Consider the following 20,404-nt stretch of genomic DNA (forward strand, 5'->3'; position numbering starts at 1 on the left):
GCGAACCGTACGGGAAAGTTACGACTCTTCACCCCTTCCGGTGGCGCGACGGACAACCGTCCGTCGCGCCACGGGCGCATCCGCTTGAGTTCTCCCGCGGCGGGTCGCCGGACCGACGGCGGCCGCCTGGAACCGGAGATCGGGGGTGCCACTCGTGCGGATCGGACTGGTCACGGAAGGTGGTTATCCGTATGCGGCGGGAGAGGCGAGGCTCTGGTGCGACCGGCTCGTGCGCGGACTGCCGCGGCACGAGTTCGAGCTCTACGCGCTGAGCCGCACCGCCGGACAGGAGGAGCGCGGCCGGGTCACGCTCCCTCCACAGGTCACCCGCGTGCGCACCGCGCCGCTGTGGGCCCCCGCCGACGACGGGAGGACGTACTCCCGCCGGGAGCGCAAGCGCTTCGCCGAGTGCTTCGCCGAGCTGGTCCGCGGGATCTGCGCGGGCGAGCCCGACGCCTTCACCGCCGGACTGTACGGACTCGCCGAACTCGCCCGCGAACAGGGCGGGATGTACGCGGCCCTGCGCTCCGAGACGGCCGTGCGGGCGGTCGAGGCCGGCTGCCGCGCCCCCGGCGCGAACCGCTCCGTCCAGCCGGCGCGCGTCCCCGACCTGCTGGAGTTCGTGGACGAACTGGAGCGCGCGCTGCGGCCGTTGTCCCTCGACTGGTACGAGGACGAGGGCCTCGGCCGGGCCGACGTCTGCCATGCCGCCGCCGGCGGGATCGCGGCCGTTCCCGGACTCCTGGCCAAACGCTTCTGCGGGGTTCCGCTGCTGGTCACCGAGTACGGCGTCCAGCTCCGCACCCACTACCTGGAACGGCGCGAGGACACCCGGCCCGCCGTACGCGCCCTGCTGGCCGCCTTCCACATCCGCCTCGCCGGCGAGATCTACGCCCGCGCCGACCTGCTCACCCCCGGCAACGCGCACGCCCGGCGCTGGCAGGAGCGGTGCGGGGCGACCCGGGACCGGCTGCGCACCGTCTACCCCGGTATGGAGGCGGACCGATTCGCCGCCGTCGGCGAGGACCCCGACCGGGGGGACCCGGGCACGCTGGTGTGGGTCGGGCGGATCGAACCGGCGAAGGACCTGATCGGCCTGCTGCACGCCTTCGCCGAGGTCCGCCGGGCCGCGCCGCACACCCGGCTGCGGATCTTCGCCTCGGCGGCCGCCCCCGGATACCTGGCCGACTGCCGCTCGCTGGCGGCGCAGCTCTTCCCCGACGAGGCCGCCGACGCGCGGACCGCGGGGGAGAGCCCCGTGAGCTTCGAGGAGATCGGCGGCCCGGAGGCGCCCACGCAAGCCGACGCGTACGGGGCCGGGCGGATCGTGCTGCTGTCCTCGGTGATCGAGGGCTTCCCCATCACCCTCGCCGAGGCCATGTTCTGCGGCCGGGCCACCGTCTCCACCGACGTCGGGGCCGTCCGCGAGGTCATCGGCGGCACCGGGCTCGTCGTCCCCCCGCGCAACCCGCGCGCGCTCGCCGAGTCGTGCCTGGCCCTGCTGGAGGACCCCGAGCGGGCCCAGCGGCTCGGCGCCGCGGCGCGGGCCCGGGCGCTCGAACTGTTCACCGTCGAGCAGAACGTGGAGGCCTTCCGCGAGAGCTACCTGCGGCTGCTCGCCGTCGGTTCCTCACGGGGAGCGGGGGAGGTCCCGTTCGAGCGGCCCGCCGAAGCCAGGGTCCCCGGACCGTGGGTCGCCCGCGCGGCGTCGGGTTCGGAGGCGGCGGTATGACGGCCCCGGACATCACGGGTGCGGTGCCGCTGCCGAAGGCGCCGCCCCCGGCCACCGCCGGGGGTGCCCCCGGCCACCGCCGGGAGGTGCCCCCGGGCGAGGCCGGAACCGGCGGCGCCGCCACCGGATCCGGCCGGCGGAAGGGCGGCGGGGACCCCGTCAAGGCGTTGCTGCACCGGCACCGGGAGCTCTGCGAGCGGGCCGTCGACCCGCTGGAGATCGCCGCCGGGCTGGAGGCGCACGGCATCACCGACCGCACCGCCGCGCGCTTCCGGCACCGGGACGTCTTCGGCCTCGCCGAGGAGCTGTACGCCCGGACCCCGCGCGGCGACGCCCCCGACGCCGCGCCCCCGCGGCCCCCCGCCGGGGCCCGGGCCGTACGCGGCTTCGGGTACGCCCTGCTGCCCGGCGCCCTCGCCCTGGGGGCGGCCGCCACCGGGACACCGGGGGCGGGACCCCTCGCGGCGCTCGTCACCGCCGCCGCGCTGGTGTGGCCCGGGCGGAGCGCCGGGGGGCGCTTCCCCTACGCCGCCCACCTGCTGGCGGCGGCCGCCGTCGGCTGGGCCGTCCACCGGCACGGCCCCGCCCTCGGAGCCGCCCTCGCGCTGGCCGTCGCCCCCGCGCACCTGGCCGGAGTCCTCTACGCCGCCCGGGCCCGCCGCAGGCTCGCCGCGAGCCGGGCCCTGGAGGACTTCACCGCCGGGGCGCGGCCCCTGCTCGCCGGGATCCTGCTGCTGTTCACCGCGGCCGCCACGGGGGCGGCCGCGGTCACCGGAGCCGCCCCGGGGACGGCCGTGCCGCTCGCGGTGCTGCTGTTCCTGGCCCGGCTGCTGCTGCGCCACGGCGCCCACCGCCCGCCGGTGGCCGCGGCCCTGGCGCTCGCCCTGGTCCCGGCCCCGGCGGCGGTCGTCGCCGCCGCGGCGGGACTCCTCGTACACGGCTTCCTCGCGCTGTCCCGTGCGTCCGCACACGCGCGCCACCGACCCCACCGACACCAAGGAGAAACAGCATGACCGGCCAGCCAATCGACCAAGGGGTTGCGCGATGAGGGTGCTGCTGATCGGAGCCAACGGATACCTCGGGCGCTACGTCGCGGACCGGCTGCTCGCCGACCCCGCCGTGCAGCTCACCGCGCTCGGCCGGGGCGACGACGCCGACGTCCGCTTCGACCTCGCCACGGGGAGTCCCGGCGCGCTCACCCGGTTCCTGGACGCGGTCCACCCGGGCGTCGTCATCAACTGCGCGGGCGCCACCCGCGGCGGTGCCCGGGAGCTGACCCGGCACAACACCGTCGCCGTCGCCACCATCTGCGAGTCCCTGCGCCGCAGCGGCTGCGGGGCGCGGCTCGTACAGCTCGGCTGCGCCGCCGAGTACGGGCCAAGCCAGCCAGGATCCTCCACGGCCGAGGACGCCGTGCCGAGACCCGGCGGACCGTACGGCGTCAGCAAACTCGCCGCCACCGAGCTGGTCCTCGGCTCGGGCCTGGACGCCGTCGTCCTGCGGGTCTTCTCACCCGTCGGACCGGGCACCCCGGCGGGCTCCCCGCTGGGCCGGCTCGCCGAGGCGATGCGGCGGGCCATGCAGTCCGGGGACGGCGAGCTCAAGCTGAGCGGCCTCGGGGTGCAGCGCGACTTCGTCGACGTACGGGACGTCGCGCGGGCCGTGCACGCCGCGTCCCTGTCCGCCGCCCAGGGGGTCGTGAACATCGGCACCGGCCGCGCGGTCCGGCTGCGCGACGCGGCGGCCGTCCTCGCCCGGGTCGCCGGCTACGGCGGCGCCCTGTACGAGCTGGACGTCCCGCACGGCGCCGACCGGCTCGGACACGGGCACGGCGGCCGGCCGCAGGGCCTCGCCGCCATCGGCTCCCCCCGCTCCGAGGCCACGCCCGAGCAGCTCGCGGCGGCCGCCCCCCAGTCGTACCCGTACCCCGACGGCTGCGGTGCCTGGCAGCAGGCCGACGTGCGCACCGCCCGGGACCGGCTCGGCTGGCGGCCCCGGATCAACCTGGAGGAGTCCCTCGCGGACATCTGGATGGAGGCGGCGTGCCGTATCTGACCACCCCGCCCGGGGCCACGGCGGCCGCCGCGACCGAGGCCGGCCGGCTCGGCCTGGGCATTCCCGGCTACGCGCACCCGCTGGTCGCCCCGGTGGAGTGGGCCGAGCTGACCCGCCCCGGCACCCCGCTGCACTGGGCCGTGCTCAACGTGACGGACGGCCCCGGCGGCCGTCCCGATCCGCACTGCACCGAGGCGGCCGCGAAGCTGCGGGAGGCCGGCGGGACGGTCCTCGGGCATCTCGCGATGCGGGACGGCTCCCGGTCCTTCGGGGAGCTGGTCTCCGACGCCCACCGCTTCCGCGACTGGTACGGCGTCGGCGGCTTCTACCTGGCCGGCGCCCCCGCCGGCCGGGCGGACCTGCCCGCCGTGCGCCGGGTCACCGACGCCCTGCGGGGGCTCGGGGAGGGGCTGCGGATCGTGCTGGGACACGGCACGCACCCCTACGAGGGCTACGTGGAGGCCGCCGACCAGCTGGTCACCTTCTCCGGGGCCTGGGCGGACTACCGCTGGTCGCAGGTGGCGGAGTGGACGGCCGAGCACCCGCCCGAGCGGTTCTGCCACCTCGTCCACGGCGTGCCCCGCACCCACCTGGAGGAGGCGGTGCGCATCGCCCGCTGGCAGGGCGCCGGGACCATCTGGTTCACCGACCGCAGGGGCGCCCCGGACCGGGACCCCTGGGCGTCAATGCCCGCGTACTGGGACGAAATCGTCTCACGTATCGGACCGGGTGTCTCGGAATGAAGAAGGGCGTGGCAGTGTTACGGGAAGAACCACCGTTCAGACTTACCCATCTACGGAGTCCCCGTGTCGCTGCCACCCCTGGTCGAGCCAGCTGCTGAGCTCACCGTTGACGAGGTCCGTCGGTACTCCCGCCACCTGATCATCCCGGATGTCGGGATGGACGGCCAGAAGCGCCTGAAGAACGCCAAGGTGCTGGCCGTGGGCGCGGGCGGCCTCGGCTCGCCCGCCCTCATGTACCTGGCCGCGGCCGGCGTCGGCACCCTGGGCATCGTGGAGTTCGACGAGGTCGACGAGTCGAACCTGCAGCGCCAGATCATCCACAGCCAGTCGGACATCGGCCGCTCCAAGGCCGAGTCCGCCCGCGACAGCGTGCTGGGCATCAACCCGTACGTCAACGTGGTGCTGCACGAAGAGCGGCTCGAAGCCGACAACGTGATGGAGATCTTCAGCCAGTACGACCTCATCGTCGACGGCACGGACAACTTCGCCACGCGCTACCTGGTCAACGACGCCTGCGTACTGCTGAACAAGCCGTACGTGTGGGGCTCGATCTACCGCTTCGACGGCCAGGCGTCCGTCTTCTGGTCCGAGCACGGTCCCTGCTACCGCTGCCTGTACCCGGAGCCCCCGCCGCCGGGCATGGTCCCGAGCTGCGCCGAGGGCGGCGTGCTGGGCGTGCTCTGCGCGTCCATCGGCTCGATCCAGGTCACCGAGGCCATCAAGGTCCTCACCGGCGTCGGCGAGCCGCTCGTCGGCCGCCTGATGATCTACGACGCCCTGGAGATGCAGTACCGCCAGGTCAAGGTCCGCAAGGACCCCGACTGCGCGGTCTGCGGTCCGAACGCGACCGTCACCGAGCTCATCGACTACGAGGCCTTCTGCGGCGTCGTGTCGGAGGAGGCGCAGGAGGCCGCCGCCGGCTCCACGATCACTCCCAAGCAGCTCAAGGAGTGGATCGACGACGGCGAGAACATCGAGATCATCGACGTCCGCGAGAAGAACGAGTACGAGATCGTCTCGATCCCCGGCGCGAAGCTGATCCCCAAGGGCGAGTTCCTGATGGGCACCGCCCTCCAGGACATGCCGCAGGACAAGAAGATCGTCCTGCACTGCAAGACGGGTGTCCGCAGTGCGGAAGTCCTCGCGGTGCTGAAGTCCGCGGGCTTCGCCGACGCGGTGCACGTCGGCGGCGGCGTCATCGGCTGGGTCCACCAGATCGAGCCCGAGAAGCCGGTCTACTAGAAGTGCCCTGAGCAGTGCCCCGAAGGGGCCGTACCCGCCCGCCGGTACGGCCCCTTCGGCATGCCGTGCCCGGGCCGCCGGGCTCAGGCCGCCGTGCAGACGGTGCCCGCGCGCGGCACCTTCCCGTCCAGCAGGTACGCGTTCACCGCGCCCTGCACGCACGGGTCGCCGCTGTTGTACGCGCCGTGCCCCTCGCCCTTGTACGTGAGCTCCACGCCCACGCCCTTGCCGAGCCGCTCGGCCATCTTGCGGGCCCCCTCGTACGGGGTCGCCGGGTCGCCGGTGTTGCCGATCACCAGGATCGGCGCGGCACCGGGAGCCGAGACGTCCGGGGTCTGCCAGGCGCCCGGCACCGGCCAGTCGGTGCAGCCGAGCATCGCCCAGCCGAGGAAGTCCCCGAAGACGGGCGAGGCCTTGCGGAACTCGGGCAGCCGGGCCCTGGTCTCCTCCAGGGTGTAGCGCTCCTTCGAGTCGGCGCAGTTGATGGCGGTGTTGGCCGCGCCGATGTTGCTGTAGCGGCCGTTCTGGTCACGGCCGTTGAGGGCGTCGGACAACGCCATCAGCAGCTGCCCCTGCCCGCCCTCGGCCTCGTCCAGCCCCTGCTCCAGCAGCGGCCACAGCTCCTTGGAGTAGAGGGCCTGGGCGATGCCGTTCGTCGCCTGGGACTCGGTCAGCTGCCGGTCGCCGATGCCGGGGATCGGCTTGGCGGCCAGCTCCTTCTGCAGCTTGATGACGTTGTCCTCGATCTCCTTCGCCGTACTGCCCTGGATCCGGCACTGGTCGCCGCGGTCCACGCAGTCCTGGGCGAAGTTGCCGAGGGCCAGCTGGAAGCCCTTCGCCTGGCCGAGCGCGCCCTGCTCGGCGTCCTTGGTGGGGTCCACGACGGCGTCGAAGACGGCCCGGCCCACGTTCTTCGGGAAGAGGTGGGCGTAGACCCCGCCGAGTTCGGTGCCGTAGGAGATCCCGAAGTAGTTCAGCTTCTCGTCGCCGAGGGCCTGGCGGATCCGGTCCAGGTCACGGGCGGCGTTCTCGGTGCCCACGTACGGGAGCACCTTGCCGGAGTTGGCCTGGCAGGCCTTCTGGTACGTCCGGATCCCGTCGACGAAGGCCTTCTCCTCCTCCGGGGTGTCGGGGGAGGAGTCCTGGGCGTAGTAGGCGTCCAGCTCCCTGTCGCTCTCGCAGCGGACGGGGGCGCTGCGGCCGACCCCGCGAGGGTCGAAGCTCACCAGGTCGTACCGGGTGCGCAGGGCCTCGTACTCCTTGGCCGCGCCGGGCAGGGTGGCGATCCCGGACCCGCCGGGCCCGCCGAAGTTGAACACCAGCGAACCCAGCCGCTTCGACTTGTCGCGGGCCTTGGCGCGGATCAGGGCGAGGGGGATGGTCTCGCCCTCGGGTTCCGCGTAGTCGAGCGGCACGTCGAGCGTGGTGCACTGCCAGTCCTGCCCGGGTGCCGCCCCGCCGCCCTCGGCGGCCGTGGGGGCGTCGCACTCCCCCCAGGCGAGCGGCTTGACCGGCTTGGCGGTGCCGGTCCCGGTTCTGCTCGCGCCGCCGTCGCCGTCGGAACAGGCACCGGTGGTGAGCAGAGCGGCGGCGAGCGCGGCGGTGGTGGTGGCCCGCAGGACGTTTCTCGGCATGCCCCCATCCTGGGCGCCCGCCCCCGCCGCCGCCCCCGCGCTGACCCGTTCGGGGGGTACGGGGGCGGGGGCCGGTTCAGCCGCCGGCGGCGACCTGCCGGGCCGCCGCGCGGCCGGTGGCGACGCAGGCCGCGACGCCGACGCCCTCGTACGCGGCACCGCACAGGGCCAGCCCCGGGAGCTTCCCGGCGGCCTCGCGGATGCGGGCCACCCGGTCCAGGTGGCCGACGCCGTACTGGGGCAGGCCCCGGTCCCAGCGGGTCACCCGGGCGGCGTGGGGCTCGCCCATCGGGCCGACCGCGCGGTGGAGTTCGGCCATCACCGTGCGGACGAGGTGGCGGTCGGGGCGCTCCAGCAGGCGTTCCTCGCCGATCCGGCCGACGGACGCGCGCACCACGAACTCCGCGGGGGCCGCGTCCCGCAGCCAGGCCCACTTGTTGGACAGGAAGGAAGCCGCCTTCAGGGTGTGCCCGTCGGCCGGCGGCACCAGGAAGCCGTTGCCGTCCGGGAGGGAGTGGGCCCGGCTCCGTGAGAACAGCAGGGTGACGACCGCCGTCGAGGCGTGCGGGACCGCCGCGAGTTCCGCCTCGGCGAGCGGTGCGTGCGGCCGCAGCAGCGGTGCCGCCGCGAAGGCCGGCACGGCCAGGACCACGCCGTCCGCCTCCAGCGTCAGCGGGCCGTCGGCCGTCATCGCCCCGACCCGCCACCGGCCGTCCGGCAGCCGCTCCAGCGAGCGGGCCGCTGTCCCGGTGAGGATCCGCGCCCCCGAGGCCCGGGCCACCGCGTGCGGGAAGAGGCCCGTGCCGCCGGCCACGCCCCGGACGGCCGAGGGGGCCGGGCCCGCCGCGCGGGCCGCCGCTGCCGCCCGCATCCGGCGCAGCGCCGGCAGCAGCGGCTCGCCCCGCTCCGCGACGGCCGCGATCCGGGGCATCGCCGCCCGCAGCGACAGCCGGTCGGCGCGGCCCGCGTACACCCCGCCGAGCAGCGGCTCGACCAGCCGGTCCACCGGCTCCCGGCCGAAGCGGGCGGCCAGGTACTCCGTCACCGAGCAGTCCCCGGTGAGGGGGACCGCGGGGAGGGTCTCCTCCCGCTCCATCCGGTCGAGGCCCTCCGCCGAGAGCAGCCCGGTGCCGGCCAGCGCCGCCGGATCGGCCGGTACGCCCATCACGTGCCCGGGCGGCAGCGGGCGCAGCGCCGCGCCCGTCCAGACGGTGGTGGCCGAGCGGGCGGGGTCGCACAGCGCGTCGCCGAGGCCGACGGCCGCGGCCAGTTCCACGGCCTCCGGCCGCAGCGCCATCAGGGACTCGGCGCCCTCGTCGACGGCGACCCCGGCGATGGTGCCGGTACGCAGCTTCCCGCCGACCCGGGCGTGGGCCTCCAGCACGGTGACGTCCGCCGTGCCCCGCAGTTCCCAGGCGGCGGCCAGACCGCTGATGCCGCCGCCCACGACGATCACCGAACGCACGGTGTGCTCCTTCCGGCGGCGCCGCCGGTCAGGCGCCGCAGTTCCTCCTGGTACGGGAAGCTGCCGGGCTCGTACGCGCAGTACGGGTCCTCGGCGAGCACGTCCCGGGCGGAGCCGTACGCGCGGGAACGTGAACCCCCGCACACGGACTTGAACTCGCACGCCCCGCACCTTCCGCGCAGCAGCGCCGGATCGCGGAGCGAGGTGAACAGCGGGGAGTCCCGGTAGAGCTCCGGCAGCGGGCGGTCCTTCACGTTGCCCGCCGACAGCGGCAGGAAACCGCTGGGGTGCACCTCGCCGGTGTGCGACACGAAGACGAAGCCGCGCCCCGAGGACACGTCCAGCGGCGGCCTGCGCACCGCCCGGCGTTCCCCGTCGAAGAGGCCCAGCCGGCCGGCGCGGACGCGCAGCCGCTCGTACAGGGGCCCCAGCACGGGCCGTTCGCCGTGCTCTTCGAGGACCGTGCGCTGGAGCACGACCCGGCGGAAGTGGTGGCCCTCGGTGGTCTTGGTGGCGAGGACCGCCCCGCAGTCGTAGAGGAAGTGCAGGACGTCCTCGGTCTCCGCCGGGGTGAGCGCGTCCAGCCGCCGGGCGCGCCCGGCCGGTACCAGGACGAAGCCCGACCAGAGCATCGCGCCCTCGCGCCGCACCAGGGCGGCGATGTCCGCGAGGTCCTCCAGGCCGCGCCGGCTGACCGTGGTGTTGACCTGCACCTTGAGTCCGAGTTCGCGGGCGGCCCGCCAGCCCTCCAGGGTCCGGTCCCAGACCCCGGGCACGCCGCGGAAGGCGTCGTGCCGCTCGGGGGTGGAACCGTCCACGGAGAGCGAGAGCGCCACCGCGCCGGCGTCGCGCACCGCCCGGAGGTTCTCCCGGGTCAGGGTGGGCGTACCGGAGGGGGAGACGGCGACGCGCAGGCCCAGCGAGGTTCCGTACGCGATGAGGTCGGTGAGGTCGGGGCGCTCGAAGGGGTCGCCGCCGGTGATCACGAACAGCGGGGCGGGCCGGCCGAAGGCGGCGGTCTGGTCCATGACCCGGCGGGCGTCCGCCCCGTCGAGCTCGCCGGGGTCGCGGGCGGTCCGCGCCTCGGCCCGGCAGTGCAGACAGGCCAGCCGGCAGGCGCGGGTGGCCTCCCAGATCACCAGGAAGGGCCGCTCGGCGGCGTCGTGGCGGGGCGTGCGCACGACGCCGCGCGGGGTGCGGGTGCTCATGACACCCGCTCCCATCCGCGCCGGTCGGGGCGGTTGGACGTCAGCCGCGGGTCCCGCTTGCGGTAGACGACGAACGGGCGGAAGAGGTACTTCAGCGGTGCGGAGAACATGTGCACCAGCCGCGAGTACGGGATCAGCGCGAAGAGGGTGAAGCCGAAGAGGACGTGCAGCCTGAAGGCGAGCGGGGCGCCCGCCATCAGGTGGTAGTCGGGGGAGAGGGCGAACAGGCTGCGGAACCAGACCGAGACGCCCTCGCGGTAGTCGTAGCCGCCGGTCCGCCCGGTGGAGTTCAGGACGGTCGCGGTCAGGCCCAGCAGCATCGCGCCGAGCAGGACCGCGTACATGAGGTGGTCGCCGCGCAGGGTGGCGCGGCGTACGGCGGGCACCGTGAACCGGCGGTACACCAGGATCCCGATGCCGGCGGCGGCCGCGACGCCCGCCACCGCTCCGGTGGAGACGGCGAGCAGGTGGTAGGCGTGGTCGCTCAGCCCGGCTGCGTCGGTCCACTCCTTCGGGACCAGCAGGCCCACCACGTGGCCGAGGACCACGAAGAGCATGCCGAAGTGGAAGAGGGGGGAGCCGATCCGCAGCAGCCGCGACTCGTACAGCTGGGAGGAGCGGGTGGTCCAGCCGAAGGCGTCGTAGCGGGCCCGCCAGACCGTGCCGGCGACGAGCAGGGCGATCGAGACGTACGGCAGCACGCCCCACAGGAGGAGGTCCATCAGGCCGTCTTCCTTTCCGGGAGGGTGGGCCACGGGAGGTCGGCCGGCCGGTCGGTACCGGGCCCGAAGGGTTCGAGCGGGGAGCCCGCGCCCACCAGCTCCTGCGGCGGCCCGCTCCGGGCGAGGGCCTTCGCCTCGGCCTTCGTCTCGGGGGACGGGCCGGGCAGCGTCGCGCAGACGGCCTCCAGCACCCGGGTGTACGGGCTGGCGGACTCGGCGAGCGCGAGCCGCAGCAGCTCCAGCCCGGCCCGGTGCTCCTGGAGCAGCTCGGTGCCGGCCTCCTCGCGCAGCGCGGCGAACTCCAGGGCCGCGGGCAGGAAGTCGGGCAGCTCCTCGTCCGCGTACTCCAGCCCGAAGTCCCGGTAGATCCGCTTCAGCCGTACGAGGGACAGTCCGCGCCGGCGCGTGTCGCCGTCCGTCCACCAGGTCAGGTACAGGCAGCGCCGGTTGCGGGTGTCGAAGGTGGAGGTGTACCGCTCGCACAGCGCGATCGGGGACAGCCCCTCGGCCTCGTCGAGGAACGAGCCGAGCAGCGCGGCCGGTCCGGCGGGCGCCCCGCCGAGGGCGGCGCGCAGCCGGGGCAGTTCGTCGTGGAAGCGGTCGCCGGGGTACTGCAGGACGCAGCCCGCGACGAGGCGGACGAGGGCTTCGGGGGTCACGAGCTCCTCCTGGTGGGGCCGAGGTTGAGCATCACGCGGGGCTTCCCGGGCCGCTCCCCGACGGGGCACCCGCCGTCCAGGGGGTGGGAGGCGGCGAGGGCGTCGGCGTCGGCGCGGGCCGCCGTCGGGATCACGAAGCGGTCTTCGAGCTTGGCGATGGCGAGGAGGCGGAACATGTATTCCATCTCGGCGCCGGTCAGGCCGACGGCGCCGGCGATCGACTCGTCCCGCTCCTCACCGAGGTTGATCTTCCGCATGTAGGCGCGCATGGCCGCCATCCGGTGCAGTACGGCCTCCACGACGTGGGTGTCCCCGGCCGTGAGGACCTCCGCGAGGTACTCCACGGGGATGCGCAGGGCGTCGATGGCGCCGAAGAGGTTCCCGGCGTCCTCGCCGTCGCTGCCGGTGGCGGCGACCGCCTCGACGACGGGGGAGAGCGGGGGCACGTACCAGACCATCGGCACCGTCCGGTACTCCGGGTGGAGGGGGAGGGCGACCTGGTAGGTGGCGATCAGGTCGTAGACGGGGGAGCGCCGCGCGGCCTCGATCCACTCCCGGGTCAGGCCGGCCGCGCGGGCGGCGGCGACCACGTCCGGGTCGTGCGGGTCGAGGAAGCACTCCAGCTGGGCGGGGTAGAGGTCGTGCTCGTCCTCGACGGCGGCGGCCTCGGCGACCTTGTCGGCGTCGTAGAGCATGACCCCGAGGTAGCGCATCCGTCCCACGCAGGTCTCCGAGCAGACGGTGGGCATGCCGACCTCGACGCGGGGGAAGCAGAAGGTGCACTTCTCGGCCTTGCCGGTGCGGTGGTTGAAGTACACCTTCTTGTAGGGGCACCCGGTCACGCACATGCGCCAGCCGCGGCAGCGGTCCTGGTCCACGAGGACGATGCCGTCCTCCTCCCGCTTGTACATCGCGCCCGAGGGGCAGGAGGAGACGCACGCCGGGTTCAGGCAGTGCTCGCAGATCCGGGGGAGGTAGAACATGAAGCTCTGCTCGAACTCGAAGCGGATCCTCTCCCCGACCTCCTCGCGGATCTTCTCCACGACCGGGTCCTTCGGCGCGTGCGCGGGGGCGCCGCCGAGGTTGTCGTCCCAGTTGGGGCCCCACCGGATGGTGTCCAGGGGCTCGCCGGTGAGCTGGGAGACGGGCCGGGCGGTGGGGAGGTCGTCGCCCGCCGGGGCGTCGGTGAGGTTCTTGTACTCGTAGCTCCAGGGCTGGTAGTAGTCGTCGATCTCCGGCATCTCCGGGTTCGCGAAGATCTTGCCGAGCTTCGCGAGGCGGCCGCCGGCTTTGAGGCGCAGCCGGCCGGAGCGGGTCCGCTCCCAGCCGCCCTTCCACTTCTCCTGGTCCTCCCAGCGGCGGGGGTAGCCCTGGCCGGGGAGGGTCTCGACGTTGTTGAACCAGACGTACTCGGTGCCCTGCCGGTTGGTCCACGCCTGCTTGCAGGTGACCGAACAGGTGTGGCAGCCGATGCACTTGTCGAGGTTCATGACCATCGCGACCTGTGCCATCACCCGCATGTCAGAACTCCACCTTCTGGTCGCGGCGGCGGATGACCGTCACCTCGTCGCGCTGGTTGCCGGTCGGGCCCAGGTAGTTGAAGGCCCAGGTCAGCTGGGCGTAGCCGCCGATGAGGTGGGTGGGCTTGAGCATCACCCGGGTCAGCGAGTTGTGGATGCCGCCGCGGCGGCCCGTCTTCTCGGTCTTCGGCACGCCGACCGTGCGCTCCTGCGCGTGGTTCATGTAGACCGTGCCGGGCGGCATCTTGTGGGAGACGATCGCGCGGGCGGTGACCACGCCGTTGCGGTTGACCGCCTCGATCCAGTCGTTGTCGGCGACCCCGATCGCCTCGGCGTCCTGCGGGGACATCCACACCGTCTGGCCGCCGCGGCCCAGGGTCATCATGTACAGGTTGTCCTGGTACTGGCTGTGGATGGCCCACTTGTTGTGCGGGGTCAGGTACCGGACGGCGACCGACTTCTGGTCGACGACGCCGAGTTCGGGCTCCCCGTACAGGGTGTGCATGTTCAGCGGCGGCTTGTAGACGGGCAGCGACTCCCCGACCTCGTGCAGCCAGTCGTGGTCGATGAAGAAGTGCTGGCGGCCGGTGAGGGTGTGCCACGGCTTGAGGTGCTCGGTGTTGACGGTGAAGGCGGTGTAGCGGCGCCCGCCGGACTCCGACCCCGACCACTCCGGCGAGGTGATCACCGGTACCGGGCGGGCCTGGGTGTCGGCGAAGCCGATCCGCTTGCCCTCCGCCTCGGCGGCCAGGTGCGCCATGCGCGTGCCGACCTTCTTCTCCAGGGTCTCGAACCCCTGGGTGGCGAGGCGGCCGTTGCTCGTCCCGGACAGGGCGAGGATGGCCTCACAGGCCCGCTCCGCGGTGTCCAGGCGGGGGCGGCCTTCACCGGCGCCGGCTCTGACCAGGCCGTTCTTCTCGCCGAGGTACGCGATCTCCTCGGCCACGTCGAAGGTGATCGCCTTCGTCGTCACGCCGAGCCGGTCGACGAGCGGGCCCAGCGCGGCGAACTTCTCGCCGACCGCCCCGTAGTCCCGCTCGACCACCGCCAGGCTGTACATCGTCCGGCCGGGCACGGGCTCGCACTCGCCCTTCGACCAGTCCAGCGCCACCCCGCCCGGCTGGGCCATCTCGCCGCCCGGGGTGTCGTGCTGGAGGGCGGTCGCCACCAGGTCCCGGCGTACGCCGAGGTGGATGGCGGCCAGCTCCCCGAAGCGCTCGGCGATGAGTCGGAAGGCGTCGTAGTCGGAGCGGGCCTGCCAGGGCGGATCCACGGCCGGGGTGAAGGCGTGCAGGAAGGGGTGCATGTCCGTGGAGGACAGGTCGTGCTTCTCGTACCAGGTGGCGGCGGGCAGGACCACGTCCGACAGCAGGGTCGTGGACGTCATCCGGAAGTCCATCGACATCAGCAGGTCGAGCTTCCCCTCCACGTCCTCCTCCCGGTAGACGACGTCCCTGGGCGTGCAGCGCGGCCCGTCGTCAGGGAGGTTGGAGTGCGTGCCGAGCAGGTGCTTCAGGAAGTACTCGTTGCCCTTGGAGCTGGAACCCAGGAGGTTGGCCCGCCACACGTTCAGCACGCGCGGCCAGTTGCGCGGGTCGTCGGGGTCCTCGCCGGCGAAGCCGAGCGTGCCCTCCTCCAGCGCGCGCACCGCGTCGCCCACCGGGTCGGCGCCCTCGCCCAGCTCCAGGGGGTTGCGGTCGAAGGTCGGGTACGAGGGCATCCAGCCCATGCGGGCGCTCGCGGCCAGGCAGTCCGCGCCGCTCATGCCGTCGAAGGCGCCCTCGGCGAGCGGGGAGGCCAGCGCCTCCGCGGGGAGGGTGTCGTAGCGCCACTGCCCGGTGTGCAGGTAGAACCAGGCCGCGCCGATCATCTGGCGCGGCGGGCGCGACCAGTCGGAGGCGGCGGCGAGGGTGGCCCAGCCGGTGACCGGGCGGCACTTCTCCTGGCCGACGTAGTGGCCCCAGCCGCCGCCGTTGCGGCCCTGGCAGCCGGTGAGGGTGAGCAGGGCGAGGAAGGAACGGTAGATGGTCTCCGAGTGGAACCAGTGGTTCGTGCCGGCCCCCATCAGGATCATGCAGCGGCCCCCGGAGCGCTCGGCGGTCTCCGCGAACTCCCGCGCCACCCGGGCCGCCTGCGCGGCGGGCACCGAGGTCAGCGACTCCTGCCAGCCGGGGGTGCCGGGCTGGGAGGCGTCCTCGTAGCCGGCGGGCCACTCGCCGGGCAGGCCCGCGCGGGCCACCCCGTACTGGGCGAGCATCAGGTCGAAGACGGTGGTCACGAGCCCGCCGCCGAGGCGGCGGACGGGCACCCCGCGGCGTACGGTGCCGCCCCGCTGGTCGTCCTCGAAGCGGGGGAGCACGATCTCGGCGCTCTCGCCCTCCCCCAGCAGGGTCAGCCGGGGGACGGTGCCGCCGAGGTCCAGGTTCCACTCCGGGGTCTCGTTCCCGCCCCAGCGGTGGCCGAGGGTGCCGTTCGGGACGACCGGCTCGCCGGTGGCGTCGTCGACCAGGACGGTCTTCCACGCGGCGTTCTCGGTGTCCTGCCCGAGATCGGCGGCGGTGACGAACTTGCCCGGCACGAGACCGTGCTCCGTTTCCCGGAGGGAGACCAGGAAAGGCAGGTCCGTGTACTGGCGGACGTAATCCGTGAAGAAAGGGGTCTCCTTCTCCACGAAGAATTCCTTCAGGATGACGTGGCCCATCGCCAGGGCCAGCGCACCGTCCGTGCCGGGATGCGGGTGCATCCACTCGTCGGCGAATTTCGTGTTGTCCGCGAAATCCGGGGAAACCGTCACCACCTTCTGCCCGCGGTAACGGGCCTCGGCCATCCAGTGCGCGTCGGGAGTGCGGGTGACGGGGACGTTCGAGCCCCACATCATCAGGTACGCGGCGTCCCACCAGTCGCCCGACTCCGGGACGTCGGTCTGGTCGCCGAACACCTGCGGGGAGGCGACCGGCAGGTCCGCGTACCAGTCGTAGAAGCTCAGCATCGGCGCGCCGATGAGGGAGTGGAAGCGGGCGCCGGCGGCGTGCGAGGCCATCGACATCGCGGGGATCGGGGAGAAGCCGGCGACCCGGTCCGGGCCGTGCTCCTTGACGGTGTGCACATGGGCGGCGGCGATGATCTCGACGGCCTCGTCCCAGCCGGCCCTGACCAGCCCGCCCTTGCCGCGCGCCCGCTGGTAGCGGCGGCGGCGCCCGGGGTCGGCCTGGACGTCGGCCCAGGCGAGGACCGGGTCGCCGAGCCGCGCCTTGGCCTCGCGGTACATCTCCAGCAGCGCCCCGCGCACGTACGGGTAGCGCACCCGGGTGGGGGAGTACGAGTACCAGGAGAACGAGGCGCCGCGCGGACAGCCGCGGGGCTCGTACTCGGGCCGGTCGGGGCCGACGGAGGGGTAGTCGGTGGCCTGGGTCTCCCAGGTGATGATCCCGTCCTTGACGAACACCTTCCAGCGGCAGGAACCGGTGCAGTTCACGCCGTGCGTGGAGTGCACCACCTTGTCGTGGCTCCACCGGTCGCGGTAGAAGGCCTCGGCGGCCCGGCCGCCGGTCCGGTGCACCGTGCGCAGGTCGTCGGAGACCTCGGCCCGGGTGAAGAAGCCGCCCGCCCTGACGAGCGAATCGACGGCTGAATCGACGGAATCACGCGCGTCCAAGGTGACCCTCCAGGCGACCGGAAAACGGGATGGTTGGGCGGTCCGGGGAAAGGGGGACCACGCGTCGACGCTACGCCCGTCGGAACGGGGCGACGGGCGGCAAAGGTCCCGGCGGAGGGTGACCAACTTCCGCTCTTCGCCGGGCCGAGTGGCCGGGGAAAGGCGAAATCAAATCACGCGGAAAAACTCCGATTTGCTTTGATGGAAGGATGGATTGCATGCCACGGACACGCACGCGGAAACAGACGCGGAAACGGGCGCGGAACTGGATTCCCGACCAGCACGGGGCGTGGGCGATGCTGGTCGTGCCCTTCCTCGCCGGCACCCTCCTCGCCCCCCACCCCGGCCGGGAGCACGCGCTGCTGCTCGCCGCCTGGCTCCTCGGGTACGCGGCGGTCTTCCACGCCCAGCAGTGGCTGCGGCTGCACGCGCGAGGACTGCGGTCGGCGCGGCGGCACACCCTTCCGGCGCTCGTCCTCGGCGGTGCCTGCGCGGTCGTGGCGGCCCCGCTGGTGCTCGCGCACCCCTGGCTGCTGCTCGCGGGCGCGGCGGCCCTGCCGTTCATGGCGGTGAACACCCGGTACGCGTGGCGGGGCCGGGAACGGGCGCTGGCCAACGGCCTGGCGGCGGTGGTCCCGGCCTGCGGCATGACCCTGGTCGCGGCCCGGCTCGGCGGACTCGCCCCGGGCGGGGCGTGGCCCGCGGCGGTGGCGTGCCTGCTGTACTTCGCGGGGACGGTGCCGTACGTGAAGACGATGATCAGGGAACGGGGCTCCCGGGCGTACCGGCGGGGCTCGGTGGCCTACCACGCGGCGGCGCTCCCGGCCGCCGCGCTCCTCTCCCCGTGGCTGGCCCTGCCCTTCGCCGCCTACCTGGCCCGAGCGGCCGCGCTCCCGTCCCGCGCCCTGCGCCCGGCGGCGATCGGCGCGACGGAACTCGCCTGCGCGACGGCCCTCCTGACGACCCTGACCCTGGCCGCCCCTCCGTGACGCGGTCTCCGCCCGCCGGGCCTAGATGGCCTCCTTGCGGGTCAAGTAGTTGAACGACAGCCACCCCGGCAGCACCGGGAGCCAGAACGTCATCAGACGGAACAGCAGCACCGCCGAGATCGCGACCTCCTTCTCCAGCCCCGCCGCGATCAGACCCAGCGTCAAGGTCGTCTCCACCGCGCCCATACCGCCCGGCGTCGGCGCCGCCGAGCCGAGCGCGTTGCCCGCGAGGAACACCACCGCGATGCTCGCGTAGCTGATGGCCTCGCCGCCCCCGAAGGCGCGGATCGAGGCGTCCAGGCACATCACGAAGCAGCCGGTCAGCAGCAGCATCCCGCCGATGCCCGTCACCAGCTTCTGCGGCCGCTGGAGCACGTCCAGCATGCGCGGCACCACGCCCGCGAACAGCGCCCGCACCCGCGTCACCACGAACTTCCGCAGGAACGGCACCGCCGTGACGACCAGCACCAGCACCGCCACCGTCAGCAGACCCGCGATGACCGTCCTGGACGGCGTCATCTCCGGGGTCTTCTCGGTGCCCGTCAGGTAGCCGAAGGCCAGCAGCAGCAGGATGTGGCTGGCCAGCCCGAACAGCTGCGACGCGCCGACGCTCGCCACGGCCAGCCCCGGCCGGACCCCCGCCCGCTGGAGGAACCGGGTGTTCAGCGCGACGCCGCCCACCGCCGCCGGGGCCACCAGCTTCACGAACGACCCCGCGACCTGCGCGACGACCGTCCGCAGGAAGGGAACCCGCTCCGGGACGAAGCCCAGCAGGCTCATCGCCGCCGCCACGTACGTCACCGCCGAGAACGCGAGCGCCGCCCCGACCCAGCCCCACTGCGCCTCCCCGACGATCGTCGCGAAGTCCACGTGCGTCAGCTGCGTCAGCAGGAAGTACGCGCCGAATGCACCCGCGATGAACGACACCAGGGTGCGTGGCCTGATCCGTTCCAGCCGGGCCGGTTCCACCGGCGCCTGCGGGCGGATCAGCAGCACCTGCCGGCGGATCTGACTCAGCAGGTCCTCCTCCCGCGCCCCCTCCAGCGCGTCGTCCAGCGCCCGCTTCTCCGCCTTGCGGTCGGCGGCGGCGCTCGCCGTCTCCCCGCCGCCCGCTCCGGCGGCCTCGCGGGCCGCCTTCGCCGCCCGCGAGGACTCCAGTACCGCTTCCCGCTGCCGGTCGGCGCGCTCCCGGGCGAGCCGCCGCAGCGTCGCCCGGGTGGAGCGGCTCAGGGCGATCGGCTGGAGCAGCGGCAGGCAGTCCGCCACCGCGTCCGGCCCGAGCACCGACACCGCCGAGGCGACCGACCGCTCCGCGCCTACCCGCAGGCCGAGCGTGGTCAGCAGCTGCGCGATGTCCATCCGCAGCACCAGGTCGCCGGCCGCGATCTCACCGCCCCGCAGGTCCGTGAGGATCACCCTGCCGGAACGATCCACCACCAGCGCGTCCCCCGTGAGCCGGCGGTGCGCGATCCGGCGCGACTGGAGGGCCCGTACCTGCTCCCACGCGTTGCGGCTCAGCTCGTCGGTGATCTCCTCGTCGGCGAGCGCGTCCAGGTTGCGGCCGCCCAGGTGCTCGTAGACGAGCATCACGGCGTCCGGACCCAGCTCGGAGGTGGCGATCAGCTTCGGCGCGTTCGCCCCCGCCGCGATCGCGGCGTAGGCGAGCAGGGCCTCCTGCTCCAGCGCCTGGCGCAGGGACTGGATACTGCGCCGGGTGGTGATCCCGCGCAGGGTCATCCGCCGCCAGACCCGGTAGAAGAAGCCCTGCGCCTGCTGCTCGCGGTCCACGACGGTGACGTCCAGCGGGGGCCCGTCCTCCAGCGTGACGTGGTACCGCCGGCCCCGGTCGCCTGCCTCGGTGCCGTCCCCGTCCTGGGCCTCCGCGCGCATGGCGCTGACCGGCTGGAAGCCGACGCGGCGCAGCCCGGCGAGGAGGTTCTGCCCGGTGGGCCGGACGTTCGGCGAGCCGACCGCGTACAGGGTCCCGTACGCCACGCTCCAGCCGATCAGCACCGTCAGGATGATCGAGAACGGCGTGGTGTAGCCGCTGACCAGCATCGCGAAGGCGTCCAGCAGCAGCACCACCCACAGCGCGACCCGCCAGCGCGGCCGCCGGGTCATCCCGACGGCCGTCATGTACGCGATCACCGGCGCGAGGTACCCGTGCACCGGGTCCGTGGACGCGCCGGCCGTGCCCGTGGCGCGGGTCAGGGCGTCCTGGATGGTCTCGGGGGCGCCCTGGGACACCCACAGGTCGGTGGCGAGCGTCACACCGTGCGCGAGGACGGCGGCGAGGACGCCGTCGGCGATGCGCAGCCCGTCGCGTTTGATCAGCCGCTCGATGGCGAAGGCCACCGGCACGAGGAGCACGGCGATGCTCGACACCAGCCCCGCGACCTTGATGAGGACGTCGGGCGCCTGGCCGGTGCCCTGGGTGATGTCCTGCTCCAGGCCGGCGGTGGTGCCGTGGGCGAAGGCGGCGATGCCGAGCACGACGGCGATGCCGAGGATGCCCGCGAGGAGACGCACCAGATCGGAGGGCCGGTGCACGCGGGCGGCGAGCAGCGGCTCGTCCACCTCGACGCGGTCGGCCGCCGTCGGCGTGTGGCCGGGCGGGTCGTCGGGATGCGCCTCGTCCGGGCGCGCGTCATCGCCCCTCGCCGCGCCGTCCGGAGGGCTCACGACCCGCTCCTTCGCCGTCACATCCGTCTCTTCTTGATCACGTATCACCAGTCACCGCCCGGAAGATGGTGGCACGGACGGGCGGCCGCGCGGGGCAG

At 73.8% G+C, this 20,404-nt stretch carries 14 protein-coding genes; 6 read left to right on the forward strand and 8 right to left on the reverse strand.

The window, feature by feature from the left end:
- Window positions 1-154: 154 nt before the first annotated feature.
- The 5 genes from AC069X_RS02415 (at window position 155) to moeZ (ending at window position 5,772) form a co-directional block, all read left to right on the forward strand.
- Complete coding sequence (locus tag AC069X_RS02415; RefSeq protein ID WP_478724212.1) at window positions 155-1,732, forward strand: DUF3492 domain-containing protein; 1,578 nt, start codon at window positions 155-157, stop codon at window positions 1,730-1,732.
- Complete coding sequence (locus AC069X_RS02420; protein WP_478724214.1) at window positions 1,729-2,745, forward strand: hypothetical protein; 1,017 nt, start codon at window positions 1,729-1,731, stop codon at window positions 2,743-2,745. The genes AC069X_RS02415 and AC069X_RS02420 overlap by 4 nt, the downstream gene beginning before the upstream one ends.
- A gap of 31 nt (window positions 2,746-2,776) precedes the next feature.
- Window positions 2,777-3,787, forward strand: a complete 1,011-nt coding sequence (locus tag AC069X_RS02425; protein WP_478724216.1) for an NAD-dependent epimerase/dehydratase family protein — start codon at window positions 2,777-2,779, stop codon at window positions 3,785-3,787.
- Window positions 3,775-4,530: a spherulation-specific family 4 protein gene (locus AC069X_RS02430; protein WP_478724218.1), complete on the forward strand. Its 756-nt coding sequence runs from the start codon at window positions 3,775-3,777 to the stop codon at window positions 4,528-4,530. Before AC069X_RS02425 ends, AC069X_RS02430 begins: the two co-directional genes overlap by 13 nt.
- Window positions 4,531-4,593: 63 nt before the next feature.
- The gene (gene moeZ, locus AC069X_RS02435) at window positions 4,594-5,772 is read left to right on the forward strand and encodes an adenylyltransferase/sulfurtransferase MoeZ (RefSeq protein WP_478724219.1); all 1,179 of its coding nucleotides are present in this window, start codon (window positions 4,594-4,596) and stop codon (window positions 5,770-5,772) included.
- Window positions 5,773-5,855: 83 nt separating this feature from the next.
- Here moeZ and AC069X_RS02440 read toward each other — a convergent pair whose 3' ends face one another.
- The 7 genes from AC069X_RS02440 to AC069X_RS02470 form a co-directional block, all read right to left on the reverse strand.
- Window positions 5,856-7,406 (reverse strand): alpha/beta hydrolase, encoded by a 1,551-nt coding sequence (locus AC069X_RS02440; protein WP_478724221.1) that lies wholly within the window; start codon window positions 7,404-7,406, stop codon window positions 5,856-5,858.
- 76 nt (window positions 7,407-7,482) lie between these two features.
- Window positions 7,483-8,871, reverse strand: a complete 1,389-nt coding sequence (gene hemG / locus AC069X_RS02445) for a protoporphyrinogen oxidase (protein WP_478724223.1) — start codon at window positions 8,869-8,871, stop codon at window positions 7,483-7,485.
- Window positions 8,859-10,079: a TIGR04053 family radical SAM/SPASM domain-containing protein gene (locus AC069X_RS02450; protein ID WP_478724225.1), complete on the reverse strand. Its 1,221-nt coding sequence runs from the start codon at window positions 10,077-10,079 to the stop codon at window positions 8,859-8,861. Before AC069X_RS02450 ends, hemG begins: the two co-directional genes overlap by 13 nt.
- Window positions 10,076-10,801, reverse strand: coding sequence for a respiratory nitrate reductase subunit gamma (gene narI / locus AC069X_RS02455; RefSeq protein ID WP_478724227.1), 726 nt, complete (start codon window positions 10,799-10,801; stop codon window positions 10,076-10,078). The genes AC069X_RS02450 and narI overlap by 4 nt, the downstream gene beginning before the upstream one ends.
- Window positions 10,801-11,460, reverse strand: a complete 660-nt coding sequence (gene narJ / locus AC069X_RS02460) for a nitrate reductase molybdenum cofactor assembly chaperone (RefSeq protein WP_478724229.1) — start codon at window positions 11,458-11,460, stop codon at window positions 10,801-10,803. The genes narI and narJ overlap by 1 nt, the downstream gene beginning before the upstream one ends.
- Window positions 11,457-12,980, reverse strand: a complete 1,524-nt coding sequence (gene narH / locus AC069X_RS02465; protein WP_478724231.1) for a nitrate reductase subunit beta — start codon at window positions 12,978-12,980, stop codon at window positions 11,457-11,459. Before narH ends, narJ begins: the two co-directional genes overlap by 4 nt.
- Before the next feature lies 1 nt (window position 12,981).
- Complete coding sequence (locus AC069X_RS02470; RefSeq protein ID WP_478724233.1) at window positions 12,982-16,635, reverse strand: nitrate reductase subunit alpha; 3,654 nt, start codon at window positions 16,633-16,635, stop codon at window positions 12,982-12,984.
- 218 nt (window positions 16,636-16,853) lie between these two features.
- Here AC069X_RS02470 and AC069X_RS02475 point away from each other — a divergent pair, with 218 nt between their 5' ends.
- Window positions 16,854-17,624, forward strand: a complete 771-nt coding sequence (locus AC069X_RS02475) for a YwiC-like family protein (protein WP_478724235.1) — start codon at window positions 16,854-16,856, stop codon at window positions 17,622-17,624.
- 21 nt (window positions 17,625-17,645) lie between these two features.
- On the opposite strand, the gene AC069X_RS02480 is transcribed toward AC069X_RS02475, so the two are convergent.
- Window positions 17,646-20,354, reverse strand: a complete 2,709-nt coding sequence (locus tag AC069X_RS02480; protein ID WP_478724236.1) for a lysylphosphatidylglycerol synthase transmembrane domain-containing protein — start codon at window positions 20,352-20,354, stop codon at window positions 17,646-17,648.
- Window positions 20,355-20,404: the final 50 nt, after the last annotated feature.

It is taken from the genome of Streptomyces sp. NPDC043896 (assembly GCF_056435605.1).